The sequence below is a fragment of the Pseudoalteromonas sp. Angola-4 genome (assembly GCF_028599265.1).
Lineage (GTDB): Bacteria > Pseudomonadota > Gammaproteobacteria > Enterobacterales > Alteromonadaceae > Pseudoalteromonas > Pseudoalteromonas atlantica.
Window position 1 is genome coordinate 481,029 of record NZ_JAQREK010000002.1, and the last position, 23,933, is coordinate 504,961.

Annotated in this window: 20 protein-coding genes, 4 tRNA genes and 1 pseudogene; 15 read left to right on the plus strand and 10 right to left on the minus strand. The window is 41.0% G+C overall.

The window, feature by feature from the left end; all coding sequences use genetic code 11:
- Window positions 1-47: 47 nt before the first annotated feature.
- On the minus strand, window positions 48-581 hold the full coding sequence (locus PSH48_RS04595; protein ID WP_273610981.1) for a GNAT family N-acetyltransferase: 534 nt from the start codon (window positions 579-581) through the stop codon (window positions 48-50).
- A 769-nt stretch (window positions 582-1,350) separates the two neighbouring features.
- Entirely contained in the window at window positions 1,351-2,016 is a 666-nt protein-coding gene (queE, locus tag PSH48_RS04600; protein WP_004589468.1) for a 7-carboxy-7-deazaguanine synthase QueE, read from the minus strand.
- Window positions 2,017-2,161: 145 nt separating this feature from the next.
- On the opposite strand from queE, the gene queC reads away from it, so the two are divergent.
- Complete coding sequence (gene queC / locus PSH48_RS04605) at window positions 2,162-2,818, plus strand: 7-cyano-7-deazaguanine synthase QueC (RefSeq protein ID WP_004589469.1); 657 nt, start codon at window positions 2,162-2,164, stop codon at window positions 2,816-2,818.
- Between the two features lie 100 nt (window positions 2,819-2,918).
- Here queC and PSH48_RS04610 read toward each other — a convergent pair whose 3' ends face one another.
- On the minus strand, window positions 2,919-3,368 hold the full coding sequence (locus PSH48_RS04610; RefSeq protein ID WP_004589470.1) for a methyltransferase family protein: 450 nt from the start codon (window positions 3,366-3,368) through the stop codon (window positions 2,919-2,921).
- 315 nt (window positions 3,369-3,683) lie between these two features.
- On the opposite strand from PSH48_RS04610, the gene PSH48_RS04615 reads away from it, so the two are divergent.
- Window positions 3,684-3,926 carry a hypothetical protein gene (locus tag PSH48_RS04615; protein WP_024034198.1) on the plus strand — a complete coding sequence of 81 codons (243 nt, stop codon included), beginning with the start codon at window positions 3,684-3,686 and terminating at the stop codon, window positions 3,924-3,926.
- Here the strand turns inward: PSH48_RS04615 and PSH48_RS04620 are convergent.
- The 5 genes from PSH48_RS04620 to PSH48_RS04640 form a co-directional block, all read right to left on the minus strand.
- Window positions 3,923-4,960 carry a hypothetical protein gene (locus tag PSH48_RS04620; protein ID WP_273610982.1) on the minus strand — a complete coding sequence of 346 codons (1,038 nt, stop codon included), beginning with the start codon at window positions 4,958-4,960 and terminating at the stop codon, window positions 3,923-3,925. The genes PSH48_RS04615 and PSH48_RS04620 overlap by 4 nt on opposite strands.
- A gap of 101 nt (window positions 4,961-5,061) precedes the next feature.
- A complete protein-coding gene (locus PSH48_RS04625; protein ID WP_273610983.1) occupies window positions 5,062-5,733 on the minus strand; it encodes a tRNA (adenine(22)-N(1))-methyltransferase TrmK in 672 nt (223 codons plus the stop codon).
- Between the two features lie 148 nt (window positions 5,734-5,881).
- The gene (locus tag PSH48_RS04630; protein WP_024034195.1) at window positions 5,882-6,835 is read right to left on the minus strand and encodes a class I SAM-dependent methyltransferase; all 954 of its coding nucleotides are present in this window, start codon (window positions 6,833-6,835) and stop codon (window positions 5,882-5,884) included.
- The gene (gene uvrB / locus PSH48_RS04635; RefSeq protein ID WP_273610984.1) at window positions 6,836-8,830 is read right to left on the minus strand and encodes an excinuclease ABC subunit UvrB; all 1,995 of its coding nucleotides are present in this window, start codon (window positions 8,828-8,830) and stop codon (window positions 6,836-6,838) included. It lies immediately after the preceding gene.
- Window positions 8,831-8,834: 4 nt separating this feature from the next.
- Window positions 8,835-10,205, minus strand: coding sequence for an MATE family efflux transporter (locus tag PSH48_RS04640; RefSeq protein WP_096739369.1), 1,371 nt, complete (start codon window positions 10,203-10,205; stop codon window positions 8,835-8,837).
- Between the two features lie 1,062 nt (window positions 10,206-11,267).
- Here PSH48_RS04640 and PSH48_RS04645 point away from each other — a divergent pair.
- From PSH48_RS04645 to nth, 12 genes are all read left to right on the plus strand, one after another.
- A tRNA-Asn gene (locus PSH48_RS04645) sits at window positions 11,268-11,344 on the plus strand.
- 21 nt (window positions 11,345-11,365) lie between these two features.
- Window positions 11,366-11,442: transfer RNA gene (locus tag PSH48_RS04650), tRNA-Asn, on the plus strand.
- 21 nt (window positions 11,443-11,463) lie between these two features.
- A tRNA-Asn gene (locus PSH48_RS04655) sits at window positions 11,464-11,540 on the plus strand.
- A 26-nt stretch (window positions 11,541-11,566) separates the two neighbouring features.
- A tRNA-Asn gene (locus PSH48_RS04660) sits at window positions 11,567-11,643 on the plus strand.
- 148 nt (window positions 11,644-11,791) lie between these two features.
- Complete coding sequence (locus PSH48_RS04665; RefSeq protein WP_248534391.1) at window positions 11,792-13,735, plus strand: EAL domain-containing protein; 1,944 nt, start codon at window positions 11,792-11,794, stop codon at window positions 13,733-13,735.
- 214 nt (window positions 13,736-13,949) lie between these two features.
- Window positions 13,950-14,531: an electron transport complex subunit RsxA gene (rsxA, locus tag PSH48_RS04670; RefSeq protein ID WP_004589478.1), complete on the plus strand. Its 582-nt coding sequence runs from the start codon at window positions 13,950-13,952 to the stop codon at window positions 14,529-14,531.
- 1 nt (window position 14,532) lies between these two features.
- On the plus strand, window positions 14,533-15,087 hold the full coding sequence (rsxB, locus tag PSH48_RS04675) for an electron transport complex subunit RsxB (RefSeq protein WP_004589479.1): 555 nt from the start codon (window positions 14,533-14,535) through the stop codon (window positions 15,085-15,087).
- Window positions 15,088-15,095: 8 nt separating this feature from the next.
- Window positions 15,096-17,648, plus strand: a complete 2,553-nt coding sequence (gene rsxC, locus PSH48_RS04680; RefSeq protein WP_273610985.1) for an electron transport complex subunit RsxC — start codon at window positions 15,096-15,098, stop codon at window positions 17,646-17,648.
- Entirely contained in the window at window positions 17,645-18,703 is a 1,059-nt protein-coding gene (gene rsxD, locus PSH48_RS04685; RefSeq protein WP_273586749.1) for an electron transport complex subunit RsxD, read from the plus strand. Before rsxC ends, rsxD begins: the two co-directional genes overlap by 4 nt.
- Window positions 18,700-19,338: an electron transport complex subunit RsxG gene (gene rsxG / locus PSH48_RS04690; protein WP_273610986.1), complete on the plus strand. Its 639-nt coding sequence runs from the start codon at window positions 18,700-18,702 to the stop codon at window positions 19,336-19,338. Before rsxD ends, rsxG begins: the two co-directional genes overlap by 4 nt.
- Window positions 19,335-20,033 carry an electron transport complex subunit E gene (locus PSH48_RS04695; protein ID WP_004589483.1) on the plus strand — a complete coding sequence of 233 codons (699 nt, stop codon included), beginning with the start codon at window positions 19,335-19,337 and terminating at the stop codon, window positions 20,031-20,033. The genes rsxG and PSH48_RS04695 overlap by 4 nt, the downstream gene beginning before the upstream one ends.
- Before the next feature lie 44 nt (window positions 20,034-20,077).
- Complete coding sequence (nth, locus tag PSH48_RS04700; protein ID WP_096739366.1) at window positions 20,078-20,710, plus strand: endonuclease III; 633 nt, start codon at window positions 20,078-20,080, stop codon at window positions 20,708-20,710.
- A 259-nt stretch (window positions 20,711-20,969) separates the two neighbouring features.
- Here nth and PSH48_RS04705 read toward each other — a convergent pair whose 3' ends face one another.
- Together PSH48_RS04705 and PSH48_RS04710 are read right to left on the minus strand one after the other, a co-directional pair.
- The gene (locus PSH48_RS04705) at window positions 20,970-22,082 is read right to left on the minus strand and encodes a nuclear transport factor 2 family protein (RefSeq protein ID WP_248462836.1); all 1,113 of its coding nucleotides are present in this window, start codon (window positions 22,080-22,082) and stop codon (window positions 20,970-20,972) included.
- A 102-nt stretch (window positions 22,083-22,184) separates the two neighbouring features.
- A complete protein-coding gene (locus PSH48_RS04710) occupies window positions 22,185-23,213 on the minus strand; it encodes a helix-turn-helix domain-containing protein (protein WP_248444034.1) in 1,029 nt (342 codons plus the stop codon).
- Window positions 23,214-23,445: 232 nt separating this feature from the next.
- Here PSH48_RS04710 and PSH48_RS04715 point away from each other — a divergent pair.
- Window positions 23,446-23,691, plus strand: a pseudogene (locus PSH48_RS04715) (endonuclease III); the annotation flags it as partial.
- Window positions 23,692-23,933: the final 242 nt, after the last annotated feature.

The window sequence follows — 23,933 nt, forward strand, 5'->3', positions numbered from 1 at the left end:
GATATTAATGATTACGTTTTGTGATGATGAGAGCTGTAATATTTTTATTATTTTACTGGGGTTCTATAAATATTTAGGCTTTGTAATACATTATCTGCAACTAAAAAATTAGGTATAACATCTACGAGCAAAGCGCCTGATTTCAACGCAACCTTTATACTTGCCTCGTTTCTCTCTAGGCACCTAAATTCGATAAATTTAACATGAGTGCTCGTGAGTAGCTGCGGAGCTTTTGAAATGATTTGACTAATAATCCCGTTACCATGCGCGTTTTGAGCTAGCCAATAGCCTAATTCAGCAACTGCCGAATCGGGACATATCGATTTAATGGCAAATACACCACAAAACTTACCTTTAAAGTTTATTTTGAACCATCGTGAACCACTTTTTCCGCTATTTACTCGTTCAAAAATATATTTATGGGCCGACGCTATGTCTGACACATCTTTAACCCAGTAAAGATATTTTGCTAAATTAATACGGTTTTCATTAACTAATCTTAAAACAACGGGAGCGTCACTTTCTAATAAAGGTGAGAGCTTTATGTCTTTTGATATTTTTATATGTAAGTACTTTTCCATTTAACTTTTGATCTCCATATATCCTTAATTACACTTTAAAATACCCAACATAAACTTTAAGTGGCTAATTTCCAATCTATTTGATAAAAAGATAAAAAAGGAGAATTTTATTTTGAGTAAGGCAATCAAGTTTAGAGTGTATTTAGTCGCATTGATTATATGTGTTATTGGCTTTATGTTTTTACCAGCGAGTAGCCAGTTTTATACAAACCCGTTTTATATTGGCAGTTTTATTTTTGCAATCGCGCTAATTGTGAATGTTATTAATTACTTTTGCCCAAATTGTAAGAAAAACCAGGTAATGCAATCAGCTACTAGCTATCGCCTGCCAAAAAATAAATGCTATCACTGCTGGGAAGAAATTAATTAGCCTTTTCGGATGGCGCTTTGCTTATCCGACCTACGCGTTTAAATAAGCTGGTGTGGTACTTGATATATAGAGTGAGTAATGGAGTTGTGGTGTTGGGTTTCGTTTCACTCAACCCAACCTACTAGAGAACCTGAGGGGTCAAATCTTGACTTCATACATCATAAATTAATTAGCCATTTATATTCGCCGAAACTTAAATAAGTTACTGCGTCGGATGGCGCTTCGCTTATCCGACCTACGCGTTTAAATAAGCTGGTGTGGTGGTTTATATAAAGAGTGAGTAATGGGGTTATGGTGTTGGGTTTCGTTTCACCAAACCCAACCTTGTATCTACGTAATATAACTTAACGCCGAGCAGCTTATCGCTTACAGCTAAGCACTTACAGCTGCTCTTTCGCTTTAGCTAATCCCTAAATACTTATGTACCTGCACCGATAAACGCCAGTTCTTGGCAATACAGGTGTCGATGGCTAATTTAGTGGCTGACACTTTTTGGCTGATTGGCTGTAAGTATACAAGCTTCGGGTTAACACCTGTTTTGGCAAATAGCGCTTCAAGCTCTTCTACGTGCTTTTGCATCGCTACTGGGTGTTTTATTTCGTTGGCGCGCTTCATGGCGCTGGTAAGTACTTCGTATCCGCCGCGCATGTTAATTTTAGGCGATACGGTAACCCAGGTTTGCTCAGGGGCAAGTATTTCAAAGGTGCCGCTGGTTTCTATTTGTGTTGTAAAGCCGTTATCGTGCAATAGCTTACACACTGGGTTTAAATCGTACATACACGGCTCGCCGCCGGTAATTACAACATGCTTTGCTGTATAGCCACGCGATTTAAACAGCTCAAGTACTTGCTCGGCGCTGGCATCGGCCCAATGATCTGAATCGGCTTTTTTTTCTACCGTTTCATCAAGCGATACTTTGTACACGTTATCGACTTCCCAAGTTTGTTTAGTATCACACCATGCGCAGCCCACTGGGCAGCCTTGCAAACGCAAAAATATTGAGGGTGTGCCGGTAAAACTTGCTTCACCTTGGATGGTTTCAAACACTTCATTAATTTTGTACAAAAGAGATCTCACTTACTGCCTAGCTGCAAAATTGCTACTATAAAAGACGAAAAAGCGCTGCCCAAAAATTGTTATTTAAGCTGCGGCCGTGTAGTATATCGCGCCCTGATATAAACCTCTATTAAAACTAAAGAGCAATCCAGATATGACGCAAAAAGTAGTTGTTATTTATTCCGGCGGTATGGATTCGTTTACCGTATTAAATAAAGCCTTACAACAAGGCCATGATGTTTATGCCCTTTCATTTGACTATGGTCAGCGTCATGTTAAAGAGCTTGAAGTGGCTGCAAACGTGTGTGAAAAACTTAATGTTCCACATAAAATTGTAGATATATCAGCTATTAACCAGCTTATTGGCGGCTCATCACTGACTGATGATATTGATGTACCAGAAGGTCATTACGAAGAAGAAAGCATGAAAAGCACCATAGTGCCTAATCGTAATATGATTTTGCTTTCGCTGGCGGTTGGTTACGCTGTGTCTTTAAAAGCGAGCAAAGTATATTATGGCGCGCATTCGGGCGATCATGCTATTTACCCTGATTGCCGTCCTGAGTTTGTGCAAAAAATGGATGATGTATGTCGTATTGCTAACTACGACGCTGTAGAAATTTTTAGCCCGTACTTAAATAACACCAAAATTGATATTTTAACCGATGGCATAAAAATGGGCTTAGACTACAGCCAAACATGGACTTGTTATAACGGACGCGAAAAAGCCTGTGGTAAATGTGGCGCCTGTCAAGAACGTTTAGAGGCATTTTCGCTTAATAACGTCACTGATCCAATCGAATACGAATAACCGCTAGTTACGGGGTTTTCAGTGAAAGTACGGTTAATTTATTAGCGCTGAACGCAAAAAGGCTATCATCTCGATAGCCTTTTTTGTATTTGCTTGTAAATTACAACCAGCGTTTTACTTTGTTTTTATACTCTGTGAATTCTTGGCCAAATAATTTGCTAAGCGCCCGCTCCTCAGGAATTATTTGAAAAAACGTTAAATAAGCAATAAACCCAGCAACACATAAAAGTGCCCACAGCGAACTAAGCCAAATACCCCAGCCAGCTAAAATAAACGCAAAGCCCACATACATAGGGTTACGTGAAATTTTATATACGCCACTGGTTACCAACTTTGATGCTTGCTCGGGCTTATTTGGATTAACTGTGGTACGTGCAAGTTTAAAGCTTACCACTGCGGCTATACAAAATGCGCACCCTATAATGACTAAGCTTGCTGCTAGGTAGGCAATAAACGCTGTAAAATCAATCACACTGTAATGGGCTATTAACGCCATAATGCCTGCAAAAACGAGCACGACAATAACCGGAGGTATTTTATTATTTAACATAGCAACTCACTGTATTGATTATGAAATAAGGACCTATAAGTCTGTAAACACTATACCCGTTTGCATTAATACACAATTAAATACAAAGTTAACGCTGGCATAGAGCACGTTAAACTGCTGATTAAAGTCACACGGTTTAATCTCAAATAGACTTATTAATTACGCCATTAGTTATTAAACAATAACGCAGGTGTATCAATGATGAACACAACTCCACGCAGCAATCGACAAATAAAGTTACAATTGTCAGGTTTAACCGCTGCTAAATATGGTTATACTTTATGCAACAGTTAAAACTATAAAAAGGAAGTGGTTATGTCAGGCACTACAATGATAGTACTTATTGTGCTTATATCGGTTGGCTCTGGGGTTATTTACGATATGTACAAAAAGCACCTTGAATTTAAACACAAAATGCAAGATAGCAACCAAGATGCAAATAAACAACTGGCCGAGGTAAGTGCCCAAGTGGTTGCTTTAAAAGAGCGCGTGCAAACTCTTGAGGCCATAGTGACAGACTCAAGCTACACCACAAAAGAAGAAATTAACCGCCTTTAAAAACGATATAAATGTGCATTTTCTGGCTGCTCTATACCGTGGGCAGCTAAAAACCCATCTATAGCTTGGCCGCAACCTTGTGGCGCACGCGAACTATCAATTTCAAAATTAAGCTTATTTGCATGTTGCTTGCCAAGCGAGCACAGCCCCAACACTTTTGGCGAGCGCATTGCCACACTAAGTGCACCTATTTTTTCTACGCAATTGTGTTTACTAAATCGGGCAAACCCTTGGTATTTAAATTGCTCACTCACATACTCATTACTAATATCAACCAGGGCATTAATAAAGCCATGTAAAAAGCTATTTGCGCTGCTATCACTGGTTAAAAATGCAAAGGTTTTATTATTAAATTCAGTAAGCTGGCAAGTATTGCAGTGTAATTTTAAGGTGTATAACCACTGCTGCGAGCTTAGTTGCTGCATAGCACTTAGCGATACCTTAGCACCTGCAAATACTACCCGTTTTAATAACTGCTCAATAGTGCAATGTTGCTCATTGCCCTGCGCCGCGTGTGCAATAACAAGCTCTGCATTTTGTGCCATAACCGGTAAATCATGGTGATTATTAAATGGCGTGCTGGTTGTATTATTGCTGTGAGTAAGTTGAAACAGCTCTCTTACCTCGTGCTCTCGCGCTATTTTAAGCGCTAAAAACGCTGTTTGAATAAGCTCGGAGGTTGGTAAGTTTTCCTCTACTATCCAGCGTCTGCCAAACAGTAATTTTTTTGCTGTGCCCTCACCCGCGTAACTACTGGTTTTGTAATTATCGGGGCTGAGTACGGCAACTTGTAAATAAAGTTGCTGATCTTTTTGTGCAGCAAGCACTCTAAAGTGCGCTGAAAAATTAATATTTTCTAGTACTTGATTAACGCTTTGTAAGGTGTGTTTATAGCGTAAAAAGTGCTGTGGAACTATCCAGCTGTTATTAGCAAGTTGCACTAATGGAGCATACGAAATTGGCTGCTCGTAGCTGTTTTGCCATTTTTGCTCTGCACTGAGCAGCGGCTCAATGCGACTTTTTTTATCTGACATACATAAACCAAATAAACTCGCGCAAGGCGATATAATCTATGTTGATGTTACGTTTTTGCGCCTTGCATTAGATCACACTATTAGCGCTAAATAAGCCATTTTTAAGCGTCGCTGAGTTTTTTATAATCTGTTATAACTTTTTGATAATAAAGCTCATCTTTATTAAGCATTTTATTATAATGAGTGAGTAACTGTTTAAGGTATTGCCTGTGCGATGCATTATTTAAATCCCACATGCTGTTACCGGTAGATGTGAGCAACGTTGTGTTACGTTGACTTACCTCTATAAGCTCATAATAGCGGTTGTTTTCAGTGATTAATTGCTCGCTTTCAAGGCCTAAGTCTAATTTGGCTAAACCACTGCGCAAATGATAAGTATGGTGTATAGGGCAAACTATAAAGCGGGTGCTTGCTACAGATGCAGCGCAATTGTTTTTAATAATGCCGGCAACAAGTTTTAGTAACAGCTCGCCGCCAACACCTGCAATAACCACAGTATTTAAAGCATTTGGAACGAGCTTTATTTCTCTTACATCTTGGCAATGTACTTTATATTGCGCATTACTTGGCAGTGTTTGGCTAATATTTGTAAGGTGCTCGCTCAGCTCGGCCATTATTTTATCTACCACATCGACAAAATTAACCTGTTTTGCAGCGCGGCGCTTTAATAGTGCAATGCCTAAGTAACCATGATCGCAGCAGCAATCCCAAATAACATCAACGGGGTCAGTAATTAACGCATTAATTGCGTTTAAACGCTTACTCAGTTTCATTTAATACCAATTAGCTTAATTAAGTGATCTATTTTGAGGCTGGAAAAACGTGTTGATAGCTAGGCAAAAAATTCGCTATTTAGTTGTTCTAAATGAGAGTTTTTTAACACAGATAGCGACACGTTTAGCCCCTTAAAATGATTAAGTATTATTGCGAATTGGTATAAGTTGCGGTATGCGCCGTTTTATACACTAACGCTTTTAAGCTTTTATTGCTGTCTACTTCTACAAAACGGGCCGTTGGTGCAAGGCGCTCAACAAATTCTATTGCTCCTTGGGTGTGCTCGTTTATTAAAGCTTTAAACGCATCTTCGCTAAGCTCTGGGCTATTAGCGCATAATAAAAGCTGTGTGGTATCACACAGTAGTTCGGGTAATCTGCGCAGCACCTTTTGGTAATCTTTAGTTAGAATAAAGCTGCCCTTTTGAAAGCTTGGCGGGTCTACAATAATTAAATCAAACGGCGCTGCTTTTTTTAATTTACCAAACGACTTTAAAATATCGTGCGGTAAAAAGCTCACTCCGCGCTCAAAACCATTAAGTTGGTGGTTTTGCTTACCGACTTTAAGTACGCCTTTGCTCATATCCATGTTCATAACGTGATCAGCCCCGCCTTGCATTGCCGCAAGCGAAAAACCACACGTGTATGAAAACAAATTAAGTACTTTTGCATGTTTACTATTGGCAGAGACAAACTCACGCCCACTTCGCATATCGGGGAATATTCCGGTGTTTTGGCGGCTTGTTAAATCCACTAAAAAACCAATGCCGTTTTCTTTAACCACATGTGGCGAGGGAAGATTACCATGCACTAAACGATTACTGCTTTGTACACCCGCACGCTGTTGATACACCAATGCAGATATTAATTCAGGGTGATGCTGCTGCGCCCACGCCCAAAGGGTACTGGTCAGTGTATTTAACGTAGCTTCGTCAATTTCTTCGTACGAAATTAAAAACAAGCTTGGCGGATAAAAGTCTAAATTAATATGGCTTAGTGATGCCACGCTATGGCCGCGACCATGAAATACGCGGCATAGTTCGTTTTGTAGTAATGGCGCATCTTCAAGCGCGCTTATTAGGGGCGAAAAATCGGGTGTCATTTAGTTAATCAACTGTTGTTGTAGTTCGTGTATTTCGTCGCGTACAGACGCAGCTTTTTCAAATTCAAGATCGCTGGCATAAGCATGCATTTTGCTTTCAAGCTGTTTAATTTGTGTGGCAATTTCTTTGGCACTGAGTATTTTTTTAGACTCTTTACGCACCAACTTAAGGTTATCTTTTGGTGCTGCTTCTTCGCCCACATCCATAATATCGGTGATCTTTTTAACCAAGGCTTGCGGCTCAATGCCGTGCTCTATATTAAAGCCGTGTTGTATTTCGCGGCGGCGCTGTGTTTCGCTAATCGCTTTTTCCATCGATTTAGTTACTTTGTCGGCGTATAAAATGGCGCGCCCATCAAGGTGACGTGCAGCACGGCCAATAGTTTGAATAAGCGAACGTGCCGAGCGTAAAAAGCCTTCCTTATCGGCATCTAAAATGGCAACTAGCGCCACTTCTGGCATATCTAAGCCTTCTCGTAATAAGTTAATACCCACTAACACATCAAACACACCGGCGCGTAAATCACGAATTATTTCAACGCGTTCTACTGTGTCTATGTCTGAGTGCAGGTAACGTACTTTTACATTGTGCTCGCTTAAGTAATCGGTTAAATCTTCTGACATGCGCTTGGTAAGCGTAGTTACCAATACTCGCTCACCTTTTTCTACACATTTATAAATTTCTGAGAGTAAATCATCTACTTGAGTGCCTACAGGGCGTATTTCTATTTCTGGGTCTAACAGGCCAGTTGGGCGTATAACTTGCTCTGCTACTTCTCCTGCGCTGCGCTCTAATTCAAAATCACCCGGCGTTGCCGATACATAAATCGTTTGTGGTGCTATGGCTTCAAATTCTTCAAAGCGCAATGGGCGGTTATCCATCGCCGATGGCATTCTAAAGCCATATTCAACTAGGTTTTCTTTACGGCTTCTATCGCCTTTATACATGGCACCTATTTGCGATACGGTTACGTGCGATTCATCGATGATCATTAATGCATCATCAGGAAGATAATCGAGTAATGTGGGTGGTGGATCGCCCGGTGTACGCCCCGACAAATAACGGCTGTAGTTTTCTATGCCCGAGCAATAACCAAGCTCGGTCATCATTTCTATGTCGTATTGGGTACGCTGCGCTATGCGCTGCTCTTCTACTAATTTATTGGCACTTAATAATTGCGCTCTGCGTTCTTTAAGCTCGGCTTTTATTTTTTCTATGGCATCAAGAATTTTTTCGCGTGGCGTTACATAGTGCGTTTTAGGGTAAATAGTGGCACGAACTATGTGTTTTTCTACCGCACCAGTAAGGGGATCAAAAATACTAAGGCGCTCTATTTCGTCATCAAACATTTCTACGCGTACTGCATAGGTGTCTGACTCGGCAGGAAATATATCAACAACTTCGCCACGTACACGGTAAGTACCACGGCTAAAGTCAATGTCGTTACGGGTATATTGCAGCTCAGCTAAACGGCGCAGCATATCGCGTTGGTCGACCTGTTCGCCTACTTTTAAAAGCAGCATCATTTTCATGTATGAGTCGGGGTCGCCCAAACCATAAATAGCCGACACAGAAGCCACTATTATGGTATCGCGGCGCTCAAGCAATGCCTTAGTAGCACTTAAACGCATTTGCTCTATGTGCTCATTAATAGAGGCGTCTTTTTCTATGAACGTATCGCTGGCAACCACGTAGGCTTCTGGCTGGTAGTAATCGTAGTAAGATACAAAATACTCAACTGCATTATTAGGAAAAAACTCTTTCATTTCTCCATACAACTGCGCGGCTAGTGTTTTATTATGCGCCATTATTATTGTTGGGCGATTTAAATCGCTAATAATATTGGCCATGGTAAATGTTTTACCTGTACCTGTGGCACCGAGTAAGGTTTGATGCGCAAGCCCGGCTTCTAAGCCTTCTTCAAGCTGTTTAATCGCTGTGGGTTGATCGCCCGCGGGTTTAAATTGTGACTTTAGCTCAAAGTGATCACTCATTCATTTACTCCGTTACCGTGTTACTGCATATTGCATCTAGCTCTTTTACAAACCATTTGTACGCGACTAACCCTGTGAATACATTACCGATTGCAGCGCCAATAAATAAACCAATCAAGCCACCTAGCATACTGCCTACATAAGCAAAAGGCAGGTAAAAAACAAACAAACGAATAATACTTAAAAACAATGCATTCATAGGTTTGTGTAAAGCATTAAACGATGAATTTGATAAAATGATCACCCCTTGAAAACCATAACTTAGCGGTATGGTGTATATAAAGAGCTTAATAACATCGATTACAGCTTGTTCTTTACCAAATAATTGGCTTATTACCCCTGACAGCGCAATGAGTAAAATATAAATAGCAAATTGCCATATCATCACAAATTTAAGCGTACCAATGTACGCCTCTTTTACGCGGCCTAATTTACCCGCCCCAAAGTTTTGGCTAACAAAAGGAGGCAATGTCATCGATAAGGCCAGCACTAAGATACTGGCAATTGATTCAATACGGCTGCCCACACCAAAAGCGGCAACCGCTTCGGGTCCATGATTGGCAACGAGTGCGGTCATCACAGCCATTGCTACTGGGGTAAGCATGTTAGCCCCCGCTGCGGGTAAACCTATTTTAAGTACTTTTTTAATTGCACTGGCCGCAGTTTGATTACCGGCTTTTAAGCTTAATAGCCGCTTTTTAACGCCCAGCACATATAAAATAATAATAACCGCTACGCCCCAGGCAATAACACTGGCAATAGCGGCACCTTGAATGCCTAATGCCGGTACTGGGCCCCAGCCAAATATTAAAATAGGATCGAGTATGGCGTTAATAAGCCCTGCCCCACCCATTACTATGCTGGGTGTTTTAGTATCGCCACTGGCTCGTAATACCGAATTACCTATCATGGGGGTAATTAAAAATACGCTGCCAATAAACCAAATATTCATATATTCATGAATAAGTGGCAGCACTAATTGTCCGGCCCCTAATAAAGTGAATATTGGGTCGATTAGTAAATATCCAATAAACGAAAGTAAAATAACTAATAGTAGCGCCACAATAAGCGACACACTGGCATCAAATCGCGCCTCTTCTATTTTATTACTGCCTAAGGCTTTCGCTATTACCGCTGATGTGCCAATACCTAAACCTATGGCTAGGCTTATTACCGTAAAGGTTACCGGAAACGTAAAGCTTACCGCCGCAAGGGGCTCTGTGCCCAACATACTGATAAAAAATGTATCGACTATATTGAACATCATTAGCGTGACCATGCCAAATATCATCGGAATGGTCATTTTTTTCAATGTAGGCAAGATGGGATCGTTAAGTAAATCTGGGCGTGATTGAGAATGTGAAGTTTCGCGCATGGAATAAATAAGCCTCTTTTACTGAGCGAGCCATTTTAAAGCATCATAGCAATTCAAGCCACGGATTTATCAATGGATTTCATACTAATAATAAAGCAACAATTAAAAAAATAGCTAAAGTTGAATTTTTAAGCATTTGTGCACAAATACGCCCTTAGAGCTTTAAAAAACAATAAGTGAACATTTTTATTACTTTTTTAACATTTAACCCTGCAAATTCGCTGAATTTTTACACAGCGCGGTATTAATCTTTATCGTAACGAATTAATTTACTCATCGTTGCATGGTAATTCAGCATGCATTTATAACCCTATGTTTTTTATAGTAATAAAAAAATCGTTTTAAAAGCTTGAAATCGTTGTAGCGCCCTAAAACTCTGGTCGTGACAGTGTTCTTAAAGTTTCATAAACAGAGTTATCCACAGAAACCGTGGATAACTCAGCTGAGCCCGCATTTATAAAGGCTTGCGCGCTGGCTAAAATTCAGCTCAAGTCCAACCTTTGCTCAAAGTTAAAGTTAAAAACTTATCGATGCTTGCAAACAAAAAATTAAGCTAAGCCAAATCTTTGTGCCTAATACAGCTAAAAGTGACTTAATTAGTTAACGCAAATATTTAGCAACTTATTGATTGTTTTGTTTTTGTACAGCTTTTTAAAATAAAGTTTTCAGCCACGGCTTTATTAGTTTAACCCCTCTTAAATACCGTAATACGAAAAAACTACCCTGCTGGATTTTTTAAAAAGATCTGCTAGCTAAATTTATACTCGGTTTTATGACAACCAGGTTAAATACAAATTTACTGATTTGCCGCGATAAATTTTGTCTCAGCGGCATTTTTTACACATAAATTAAACAATGGCTATTTTATCGGCGCTGTTTTTTTCGTATTGGTGTGAGTCTAAATAGAGATTTACCGCCGTGTTTTGCATAAATAGAGTTATAAAATGCGCAGATCGAACATAAAAACAACGAATAAACTTCTTTTTTAAATTTATGACTTTTATATGTTGACACTTTGCGGCTCCATCATTAATATTTCGCCCCGTTGAAAGGCATGACGCTTCCCCCTTAGCTCAGTTGGTTAGAGCGACGGACTGTTAATCCGCAGGTCCCCCGTTCGAGTCGGGGAGGGGGAGCCAAGTTTTTCAATCATAAACGATTCCCCCTTAGCTCAGTTGGTTAGAGCGACGGACTGTTAATCCGCAGGTCCCCCGTTCGAGTCGGGGAGGGGGAGCCAAGTTTATGTTTATGATGTAGTTCCCCCTTAGCTCAGTTGGTTAGAGCGACGGACTGTTAATCCGCAGGTCCCCCGTTCGAGTCGGGGAGGGGGAGCCAAATCATAAAATGACATCTCTATTTGTTCCCCCTTAGCTCAGTTGGTTAGAGCGACGGACTGTTAATCCGCAGGTCCCCCGTTCGAGTCGGGGAGGGGGAGCCAATCATAAGAATTTCATAGACATTTCAGTAATTTTCCACTACTCTTCTGCTTTATAACTAAAACATAATATCTATTCTAATGTGTTGCTATTAGTTGAATGATCAAGGACCTGATTCCTTTCCTTTTGAACTATTAAAAGATTGATAACATGGCTGGCTTTAAAAAACTTATTTTTATACAAATCCTGTCTTGGCTTGTATGTGTTGCGGCTGGAAGCTACTTCATATCTGTAAGCTTTAATAATGCAGTAAGTGAAGCACAAACTTCAGCGCAAACCAGCGTAACACGTTACATTAACAGCTTAACAAGTGATGAGCTTTCGCCTGAAAGTATAAAAAAAGCGATTGGCGATGGTAAAACGTTTTCAAGCTTTATACTAAGAGACTACCAAGGGGCTGAGGTATTTTCAGTTAACTCCCCTACCCAGCTGCCCATGTTTGCTGAATTTATTCAATCTAGCTTTAATTCGGTTCGCCCACAGTTTGCCGTTAACGACGCTGCAGATATAAAAGTAGAATTTACCCTCAACATTGAACGTTTAGCGCAGCAGCTACAAACCTCGTTATTTATAGTTATATTTATTTCTGCCTTTTTAGTGATTATTCCTATTATATTAATGAAGTCTATTTTTCTTAGCTTAAATAAAAATATCAGCATGACCGTTGCCGATGTAATAGACATTTATATTAACCAAAATCAAATTGGCGACGACTTAGACACCGCACTTGATGCAAGTAAAATGAAAAAGCTAGGTAAAGATTTAGTCCCGAGCTTTAATCGCCTTTCGCATTTTTTAAAAAATAAAAATGATGATATTCAAAACGCTGCCCTTAGTATCAAGCAAGAAGCCTATAAAGATGTAATTACCGAATTAGGTAACCGTAATATGTTTGTTGAATATTACGAAAAACACATTGAAAACAGTGAGCGCAGTACGTTTGGTTCGTTAGCGCTTGTACGCTGTAGTGAGCTGCAAACTATAAACCAAAGCCGTGGCTACCAAAAAGGTGATGACTACGTTAAAGGTGTGGCGGATATAATTAAGCATATAAGTGGCACTTACACCGGCAGCCAAGTATTTAGGCTAAATAGCTCAGACTTTGCCGTTGTACTTCCTAATACCCCACTTAAAGAAGCAGAGCGTTTTGGTGAAAACCTGCAATCGCGCTTTACTCAATATCAACAAAATCAAGAGCTCAGCTCTGTGGCTAACACAGGTATTGTGGGCTACGAAAAAGGCAAACCGCTGGGTGAGCTATTATCGGTTGTCGATAACGCAATGAGCATGGCGCAATCTAAGCAAGTAAATGCATGGCATGTGCAGCGCGAAACCGATTTAGTTAATAATGTAAGTGCTGGGTTTGGTAACCAAAACTGGCGTAAAGTGATTAACGAAGTAATTGAATCAAAACGTGTTCACTTAGTAATGCAAAATATTATGCCGCTGGGTAAAAGCATTAAGGCGTATGCAGAGATACAAGTGCGCTTTAAAACCGAAGATAACCAAGTGCTCCCTACGGCTTCGTTTTTAGCCATGGCTGAAAAACTCGATATGGCCATAGAAATTGACCGCTTAATTATTGACTCATCACTTGAAAAAATTAAAAGCCGTAATCTCTCTGAAAAGTTTTTTGGCCTGAATGTAACCGCCTCAAGTGCACATAACGATCAATTTGTTATTTGGTTAGAGCGCCGCTTATTAAAAGATACGCATATAGCCTCTAAATTAGTATTTGAAGTAAGTGAGTTTGGCCTACAGCAAAATATTAAAGCCAGTAAACGCTTTATTGATATGGTGCATCGCGTAGGTGCCCGCGTAACGGTTGAACGCTTTGGTGTTGGACTAACGTCGTTTAAGTTTTTCCGTGATTTAAAACCAGACTTTATTAAAATGGATGCAAGTTACACCCGCGGCCTAGAAGATGATAAAAACAATCAATACTTTATGCGCCTAATGGTTGATTTAGCCCATCGCATTGGTGTGAGTGTGTTTGCTGAGGGCGTTGAAAGCCAAGAAGAAAAACACATAGTAGAAACGCTTTGCCTAGACGGCGTACAAGGTTATTACATAGAAAAACCTAAAGATATTTAGCACCTCCCCTTAATTAAAGTAAAAAAGAGCACATGTGCTCTTTTTTGCGTTTAGCTGTTTAATTTTTCGCTTACTTTAAAATCACATAAATTTTACAGCTTTGTGATCGCTTAATTATTTTACTGTGTTTATTTAACTGATAACGACTCGCATATGTTGTTTATCGGGGCAGAAAAAAGGATAATACACAGGATTTTAATAGCGCGAGGCACACATGACAGAATATGTCTTGTTATTGATTGGAACCGTTCTAGTTAATAACTTTGTATTAGTACAATTTTTAGGCTTATGTCCATTTATGGGTGTATCAGGCAAGCTTGATACCGCTATTGGTATGTCTTTAGCAACCACGTTTGTGCTTACTCTTGCCTCTGTTACAAGCTATTTAGTTAATCAATATATTTTAGCGCCGCTAGATATCGAATTTTTACGCACCATGAGCTTTATTTTAGTGATTGCCGTTGTGGTGCAATTTACCGAAATGGTTGTGCGTAAAACTAGCCCGACTTTATACCGTTTACTGGGTATATTTTTACCGCTGATCACCACTAACTGTGCGGTATTAGGTGTTGCGCTTCTTAATATAAAAGAAGATCACACATTTTTACAATCGGCCGTGTATGGTTTTGGCGCAGCCGTTGGCTTTTCATTAGTACTTGTATTATTTGCAGCGCTGCGCGAACGCCTTGCTGCTGCAGATGTTCCTACCCCGTTTAAAGGCGCCTCAATAGCCATGATCACCGCCGGCTTAATGTCGATGGCGTTTATGGGTTTTACCGGATTAGTGAAGTTTTAATATGACCTTAATGTATGCCTTGATAGCGCTTGGCTCGCTAGCGCTTGTTTTTGGACTTATTTTAGGCTTTGCAGCTATTCGCTTTCGTGTAGAAGGCGACCCAATTGTTGAGCAAATAGATACCATTTTACCGCAAACCCAGTGTGGCCAGTGTGGCTATCCGGGCTGTCGCCCCTACGCTGAGGCAATTGCCAACGGGGATGAAATTAATAAATGCCCACCAGGCGGTGAAGCAACGGTTAAAAAGCTGGCCGATTTAATGGGCGTAGAGCCTAAACCGCTTGCCGGTGGCGAACAAGCAGAGCCGATAAAAACAGTGGCCTATATTCGCGAAGACGAGTGCATAGGCTGTACTAAGTGTATTCAGGCATGCCCTGTGGATGCCATTGTCGGTGCTACACGCCAAATGCACACTGTACTAATAGAAGAATGTACCGGCTGCGATTTATGTGTAGAGCCCTGCCCTGTAGATTGCATTGATATGCTGCCTGTAGCCGAAACAAAACAAAACTGGAAATGGCAACTTGATGCTATTCCTGTCACGCAAATAGATTAGAGGTTTGAGTGGAAAAGTTACTTGAACAAATTAAAAAAGGCACTGTTTGGGCATTCCCGGGCGGCGTGCATCCACCACAACAAAAAACACTCTCTAACAGTGCGCGTATTGCTAGGCTTCCTCTACCTGATAAGTTAGTTGTACCAATTAAACAGCACATTGGTGCTAACGGTAAATTAATTGTAGAAAAAGGCCAACAGGTATTAAAAGGCCAAGCACTTACCGTGCCCGTTGCAAATTGGTCTGTGCCTGTACATGCGCCCAGCTCTGGCACCATAACAGATATTACCTCTATGCCTTCGGCGCATCCATCGGCTTTACCTGAGCTAAGTATTATTATTGAGCCTGATGGCAAAGATCAATGGTGCGAACTAACCCCAACACCTAACCCAAGTGAGCTTAGCCACGATGAATTAGTCGATATAATTCATCAAGCAGGTATAAGTGGTATGGGTGGAGCAGGCTTTCCTACTTATGTAAAAGCCGATATAAAACAACCTATTGAGTTTTTAATTGTTAATGCTGTTGAGTGCGAACCATACATAACAGCCGACGATGTGTTAATGCGTGAACATGCCAAGCAAGTAGTGCAAGGCATTGAGCTAATGCAACAAATTTTAAACCCGACACTGTGTATTGTTGGCATTGAAGATAATAAGCCCGAAGCCATAGCGGCTATGAAAAGTGCCGCAGAGCACAACGCCAATATTGTTATTCAAACGGTGCCTACTGTTTATCCATCGGGTGGCGAAAAACAATTAATTAAATTACTTACAAACCGTGAAGTACCCAGTGGCGGTATTCCTGCCGATATTGGTATTTTAGTGCACAACACAGGAACTTTGTTTGCTGTGCAACAAGCGGTGTACGAAGGTAAACCGCTTATAGAGCGCGTTGTTACAGTAACAGGTAACACCATTCATAATGCAGGTAATGTATGGGCATTATTAGGCACCGAAGTTAAGCACCTGCTTGATTGCCAAGGTTTTTCACCCGTACCCCAGCAGCGCGTTGTAATGGGCGGGCCGATGATGGGCTTTACCTTACCGACTGTGCGTATTGGGGTAATTAAAACCACCAACTGTATTTTAGCCCCCGATCATAAAGAGCTGGCAGAGCCTGGCCCTGAAAAAGCCTGTATACGGTGTAGTGCCTGTGCAGATGCCTGCCCAGCTTCGTTATTACCCCAGCAATTACAATGGTTTGCAAAATCAAAAGAATACGACAAATTACAAGAGCACAACTTATTTGATTGTATTGAATGTGGTGCGTGTGCGTATGTATGCCCAAGCGAAATTCCACTGGTGCAGTATTACCGCGTAGCAAAAGTAGAAATAAAAGAGCAACAAGCCGAAAAAATTAAAGCCGATAGAGCAAAAGAGCGCTTTGACGCCCGTAAAGAACGCCTAGAGCGCGAGCAACAAGAACGTCAAAACCGCCATAAACGTAAACCAGCGGCAAAAACATCAGATGAAAAGCAAAAAGTAGCGGATGCCCTTGCCCGCGTTAAGAGCAAATCATCAGATGGCGATGAAAAATCAGCTGTAGCCGCTGCAATTGCCCGCGCCAAAGCAAAAAAACAGCAAGGTGAAGAGCTAGAGCCAGATAACAGTGAAGTAGCTAAAGAGCGTGCACTACGTAAAGAAAAAGCACGTAAATATAAAGAACAAAAAGCTGCCGAGGGCGAGTCATCACCAGCACCTGATAATAAAAAGTCAACCGTAGCTGCTGCTATTGCCCGCGCTAAAGCGAAAAAAGCGACGCAAGCTGAGCAAAGTGCAGAGCCACAAAACGATGAAGCAACCGCCGCACCTGATGATAAAAAAGCAGCGGTAGCTGCTGCTATTGCCCGTGCTAAAGCGAAAAAAGCGGCGCAAGCTGAGCAAAGTGCAGAGCCACAAAGCGATGAAGCGCCCGCCCCAGCTGATGATAAAAAAGCTGCGGTAGCTGCTGCCATTGCCCGTGCTAAAGCGAAAAAAGCGGCGCAAGCTGAGCAAAGTGCAGAGCCACAAAGCGATGAAGCTCCCGCCCCAGCTGATGACAAAAAAGCTGCGGTAGCTGCTGCTATTGCGCGTGCTAAAGCTAAAAAAGCGGCGCAAGCTGAGCAAAATGCAGAGCCACAAAGCGATGAAGCCCCCGCGGCCGCAGATGATAAAAAAGCAGCGGTAGCTGCAGCTATTGCGCGTGCTAAAGCTAAAAAAGCCGCTAAAGCGGCTGCGCAATCCCAGCAATCAGATGAGCCAAGTGCTGCTGAGAAAACAGGTGAAGTTGAGCCTGAAAACTCACAAACACGCTCTCCTGCTGATGACAAAAAAGCGGCCGTAGCTGCTGCTATTGCCCGTGCTAAAGCAAAAAAAGCCGCTAAAGAAGCAGAGCAATCAGCAGCAAGTGAACACAGCGCACCTGAACACAGCAATGAGCCACAAACCAGCAGCGGTTCAGACTCTGAGAAAACGGCCTCTGAGCAAACTGCAGCAGAGAAGAAAAAAGCCGCCGTGGCCGCCGCAATAGCGCGCGCCAAAGCTAAAAAGTTACAAAAAGAAGGAAATGATCAGTCATGAAATTAACCATGGCCAGTTCGCCGCACAACCATAGCCATAAGTCGTTAACGCGATTAATGCTAACCGTAATTGCTGCGTGTATTCCTGGGCTAATAGCGCAAGTGGTATTTTTTGGAACTGGCGTACTTATTCAGTTAGTACTGGCACTTGTTGCTGTAAGCGTATTTGAAGCAGCCATTATGTTAATGCGTAAACGCCCTGTTTGGCCTGCATTGAGTGATGGTAGTGCTTGGCTTACTGGTGTGCTGTTAGCACTGAGTATTCCGCCGCTGGCGCCTTGGTGGGTCATTATTATTGGCTGTTTATTTGCCATTGTGATTGTAAAGCAACTTTATGGTGGGCTTGGGTTTAACTTATTTAACCCAGCAATGGCCGCATACGTACTACTTTTAGTCTCGTTTCCGGTGCAAATGACCGCTTGGTTACCCGTTACCGATTTACTTAACGCCCCAATTGGCTTTATTGACCAATTACGCCTTATATTTACTGATTTTACCGCTCTGGGCTTTAGTGTTGATCAAGTCCGTGCCGGCGTTGATGGCCTCACCATGGCCACCCCGCTTGATACAGTTAAAACCGATGTAGCTCATGGTCTAACTGTTAGCGAAAGCATGCAAAAACCGATTTTTTCTCAATGGGCTGGGCTTGGTTGGCTATGGGTTAACCTAAGCTTTTTAGCCGGTGGTTTATACCTATTAAAAGCTAACATTATAAACTGGCATATTCCAGTAAGCTTTATAGGCTCACTAGCGCTGTGCAGTGCCATTGGCTATATTGCCGCGCCGGGTACCGAGCCGGGTATGGTATTTCATTTATTAAGTGGCGCAACCATGATGGGCGCATTTTTTATCGCCACCGATCCTGTTTCGGCTGCAACTACCAATAAAGGGCGCTTAATTTATGGCGCGTTAATTGGCTTGTTGGTGTATTTAATTCGCACCTTTGGTGGCTTCCCTGATGCGGTAGCCTTTAGTGTATTATTAATTAATATTGCCGTACCGCTGATTGATTACTACACCCAACCACGCACTTATGGCCACGGAGCAGTAAAATGATTATTTCATCAATGGCTAAAAATGGCGCGATATTAACCGCCTTTGCACTGATAACAACAGGCTTAGTTGCCTCAATTGATGCCTTTACCGCCGATAAAATTGCCGAGCAAGAACGCCTGCAATTAACCTCACAATTACAAGAGGTATTAAACCCAAGCAGCTACGATAATCAGCTCAATACAAATTGCGTAATTATGAGCAACGAACAACTTGGTCCTTACCCCGAGCAAGTTATTTACCGCGCTTATAAAAATCAGCAACCTGTTGCACTTGTAATAAGACACATAACACCTAGTGGTTACAGTGGCGATATTAACTTATTAACCGCCGTACTTGCTGATGGCACCATTGCCGGCGTTCGTACTACTAAGCACGAAGAAACGCCCGGCTTAGGCGACAAAGTAGAAGTTAAAAAGTCGCTGTGGATCACTACATTTAACGATTTAACGGTTCAAAGTGAAGACGATGCCCGTTGGGCGGTAAAAAAAGATGGCGGCCAGTTTGACCAATTTACCGGCGCAACAATTACCCCTCGCGCCGTGGTAGGCTCGGTAAAAAATGCCGTATTATTTGCAAAAACTAACTTTGACGCCATTTTTAAACAGCCTAATGCTTGCCAAGAGGTAACACAATGAGTGAGTTAAAAACCTTATACAAAGAAGGCGTATGGGCTAATAACCCCGCGCTAGTGCAGCTACTCGGTTTATGCCCGCTTTTAGCTGTAACATCAACTGTAACCAACGCACTTGGCCTAGGGTTAGCTACTTTATTAGTTTTAGTAGGCTCTAATATTACTGTTTCAGTTGTGCGTAATTGGGTGCCTAAAGACATTCGTATTCCGGTATTTGTAATGATTATTGCAGGCTTTGTGACCATAGTTCAGCTACTTATGAATGCGTACACTTTTGGCTTGTATCAATCATTAGGCATATTTATTCCACTAATAGTAACTAACTGCGCCATTATTGGCCGTGCAGAGGCATATGCCTCTAAAAACCCTGTGCACCTGTCTGCATTCGATGGCCTAATGATGGGCTTAGGCTTTATGGCCGTACTGTTAGTGCTAGGTGCAATGCGCGAACTGATAGGCCAAGGTACATTATTTGATGGAGCCGATTTGCTTCTAGGGCCATGGGCACAAAGCCTACGCTTAGAAATATTTAGTTTCGATAGCCAGTTTTTACTCGCTATTTTACCACCCGGCGCCTTTTTAGGGCTTGGGCTGCTAATAGCAGCAAAAAATGTTATTGACGCACAAATAAAATCAAAACAAGTAACGCCGCCAGAAGCCGAAAAAGGCCCACGCGCACGTGTTACTAGCTTAACTTAAGGGGAAAACGCATTAACGCTATTAGCTAATGCGTTTTAAGTTGCATGAATAAAGAAAAACGTCACCAAATACTCTCGCGCTTGCGCGAACAAAACCCGCACCCAGAAACCGAGCTTGAATACTCAAGCCCATTTGAGCTACTAGTAGCCGTTACGCTCTCTGCACAAGCCACCGATGTAGGGGTAAATAAAGCCACCCGTAAATTATTTCCGGTTGCTAATACGCCACAAGCCATTTTAGATATTGGCCACGATGCGCTTCGCGATTATATAAAAACCATTGGCTTATTTAATTCAAAAGCCGCAAACGTGTACAAAATGTGCCAAATATTGGTTGACCAACATAACGGCATTGTTCCCGAGAACCGCGAAGCTCTAGAAGCCCTACCCGGTGTTGGCCGAAAAACCGCAAATGTCGTGCTCAACACAGCCTTCGGCTGGCCAACCATTGCCGTAGACACGCATATTTTTCGTGTTTCAAACCGCACCAAATTTGCTATGGGCAAAGATGTAGTCGCCGTTGAGCAAAAACTTGAAAAGGTTGTTCCTAAAGAATTTAAAGTAGACGTACACCACTGGTTAATACTACACGGGCGCTACACCTGCGTAGCACGTAAGCCTAAATGCGGCAGCTGTATTATTGAAGACTTGTGCGAGTTTAAGGATAAGACGGAATAGCTTTAATGCGCTTTGGGCAAGAAGCAGTCATTATCATCAGCAATTACTAATGACTTCAAATAGGCATTAGCTGACATCAGTTTTTTGGTTGATAAAATCAGCTAAATTCTCTAATAATGTATTCAGTATCACTAGGGCACTACAATAGACTTTTAGTACGCTTTATTTTAAGTAGCATTTCGAGATACACAATGTTCATCGTGTGTTCGCTTTCATTTTCGGTTTTAAACACCTATAAAGAACTAACACACCAAATAATTTAATTCTGTTGTAAAATCTCAACCATTTTCTGAGCGACAAGTGATGAGGATAGGTGATTTTGTCCTGTGACTATGCGCCCGTCGACTTCAACATGTGGTGTATTTCTGGCTGAATAGAAAAATTGACCTCCTCTGCTTTCAATGGTTTTTTGAATTAAGAATGGAAACTCTTTGAAGTAAGCGCGTGACTGATTTTCATAAGAATCAGGATAGCCTGATATCCGCTTGCCTGCCACTAGGTATTTACCCTCTTTCGTTTTTAAGTTAACAATCCCTGCGGTTCCATGGCAAACAGACGATACGATCCCTTGTTGCTCTTCATAAATAGTCATGGCGATTTTTTGTATGGCAACATTATCAGCAACCCCATACATCGCATTGCCTCCACCAACATAGTGAACGGCTAGGTAATTAGCTGGGTCAATCTGACTTGGCTGCTTAGTATTTTTGATCGCATACATAAAATCAGGTTCGTATAGATATTGCTTATGTATTTCCTCTGATGTATTTATATAGGCGAGTGGAATAGCTCCACCCTCTGGGCTAACAAAATCGACAGTGTAACCAGCCTTTTTAAAAGTGTCGTACGCTTTAACAATTTCTGAGAAACTAACACCCGTTGGTAATTTTGAATCGCCGTGAAAATGAGCATTGGAAACAATAAAAAGTATTCTTTTACCACTCTGTTCAGACGTTTCACTTGTCGCAGCCTTACTTACCACCTTCCAATTACCCGATATTTTTTTTAATAGGAATAAGTCAACATAACGTATAGATTTTTCGGGTATCAAAATTTCAACCTTAGCGGTAGCAATGTCACCTTCGAAATCAATGGATAGTATCTCTCCTATTCTGCCATTAAATTGTCTCTTATCTTTAAACCATGAAGCATATTTATTTGGGCTAACAGGCCATATTTCTTGGCCTTTTTTACTGAGTAATAATCGAGCCTCTTTTGCAAAAGCCCGCTTGATTAAGTCAGGTTCATTGTACGATGTCCCTGTAATATAGTTTTGTAATGTCTGTGTGATTTGAGCCTCATTATCTATTTGAAGTTTTGCTGTCAAATCAAAACTCAATAAGGTGATCAAAAGTAAGAGTGAATATTTCATTGTTTTTCTCCGTAAAGTAACTGTTTATTAGATTAAGGAAAAAACCAGAGAAAACATTAGCGTAGAATAATTCCGTAGTACGAAATTATAATTCCGAAGAGGTTATAAGGCTTTAAACTGCTTTCGGTATTGTGCAGGTGTTATATTTTCAAATTGTTTAAATGATGAATAAAAAGTAGATTGAGAGTTGTAACCGCAAGCTTCTGAAATTAACTCAATCGTCATGTATGAGTTTTCAACCAACAGCCTTTTCGCTTCTTCGATACGAAGCTCATTAACATACAGGGCAAAAGATTTATTCAAGTTATCGTTTAACAATTGCGATAACTGAGGCACAGATAATTGCAGTTTTTTCGCTAATATAGGTAAGGTTAAATTGGCATTTTTGTAAAGCTGTTCATTAATCATTAGCTCATTTAAACGTGTTATCAGCTGACTTGCTAATTCATGTGCAATTTTTTTATTAGCATAAGTCTGCTCTGAAGGTTTTCCCCCTTTATTAGATATATACCAAAGTGAGAGCGAAACATACAAAATAACTGAAAAAGACAAAGCTCCAGCGATATAAGAAGTATAAGACGCTGTAAAATATGCCAGCCAAATAAAAATCGTGCCGGCAAATACGTTGATACATAACAGTTCTTCTTTTGACAATCGAGTGTTGTCGCCAGCTAAAACAAATAGTTTGGGAAATAATTGAATAGCCGCAGCCATCATATATAAGCCCCAAGTTATATTGATTACTCTATATAACGATCCCCATAGTTCAACATTAGACTGATAAGGATACAAAACGCCAACACCAAAGATCAAACTAATAAGTAAAGCAAGATGTAACTTCCAATTAAACCTAAGCTTTTCTATATTAGCGGTTTGACTGACGACATAAAAATAAAGCAGTGGACCAATCAAAAAGCATGCAGACAACCCCAGTTGCAAAAACTGCTTGCCTAGCGTTGGATCAAAGTAAAACCAAATTGATTTAGAAATGCGTAAGCTAATAACTAACATGAGCAACGCTAGTAAACGGCGTTGAATTGACGCGGGATTAGAAAAAAGTAAATAGGCAGTCAACAACAGTCCATTAAAGGCACCTAACGCACTGAAGAAAAAAAGTAACTGACTATTCATTTCACGGTATGTTTATTAGTGGCTATATTGAAAGTAGTCTACGTTGCATAAAGAGGGATGTCTATATTCATAACCTTTTGCAAATTGATTTTAATATTTACCTACCTGCTTTTAACAGTGCTACGAACGGCTTAGACTTAAAGCTGCCTTTTTTAAATTCAGTAGTCAATCTCCTCTAATGACAAAAAACAGAAACCACTCTATGAACTCCCAATATCTACCATCCTTATATTTCGGCTGGCCGACAATTGCCGTAGACACGCATATTTTTCGTGTTTCAAACCGCACCAAATTTGCTATGGGTAAAGATGTAGTCGCTGTAGAACAAAAGCTTGAAAAGGTTGTCCCTAAAGAATTTAAAGTAGACGTACACCACTGGTTAATACTACACGGACGCTACACCTGCGTAGCACGCAAGCCTAAATGCGGCAGCTGTATTATTGAAGACTTGTGTGAGTTTAAAGACAAGACTGAATAGTTCTTCTGCTGTTCGTGAAATTCACATGTGAAGTTTTGACATAGAATCAAAACTTCAAACTGCACAGTAAGGTGGACTATTTAGTTCTAAAAGTTGCGCTTTAACCATTTAGAAAGAGAGCGTTCAGAATTCTGTGTCAGCCTAAGTTGCTAAATATCTAGCACACCATCTAACCTACCTTCGAAGTGGATGGCCAATTGCGACAATGTCAGATTCCAATTATGGATTGGCATTGTCCATTT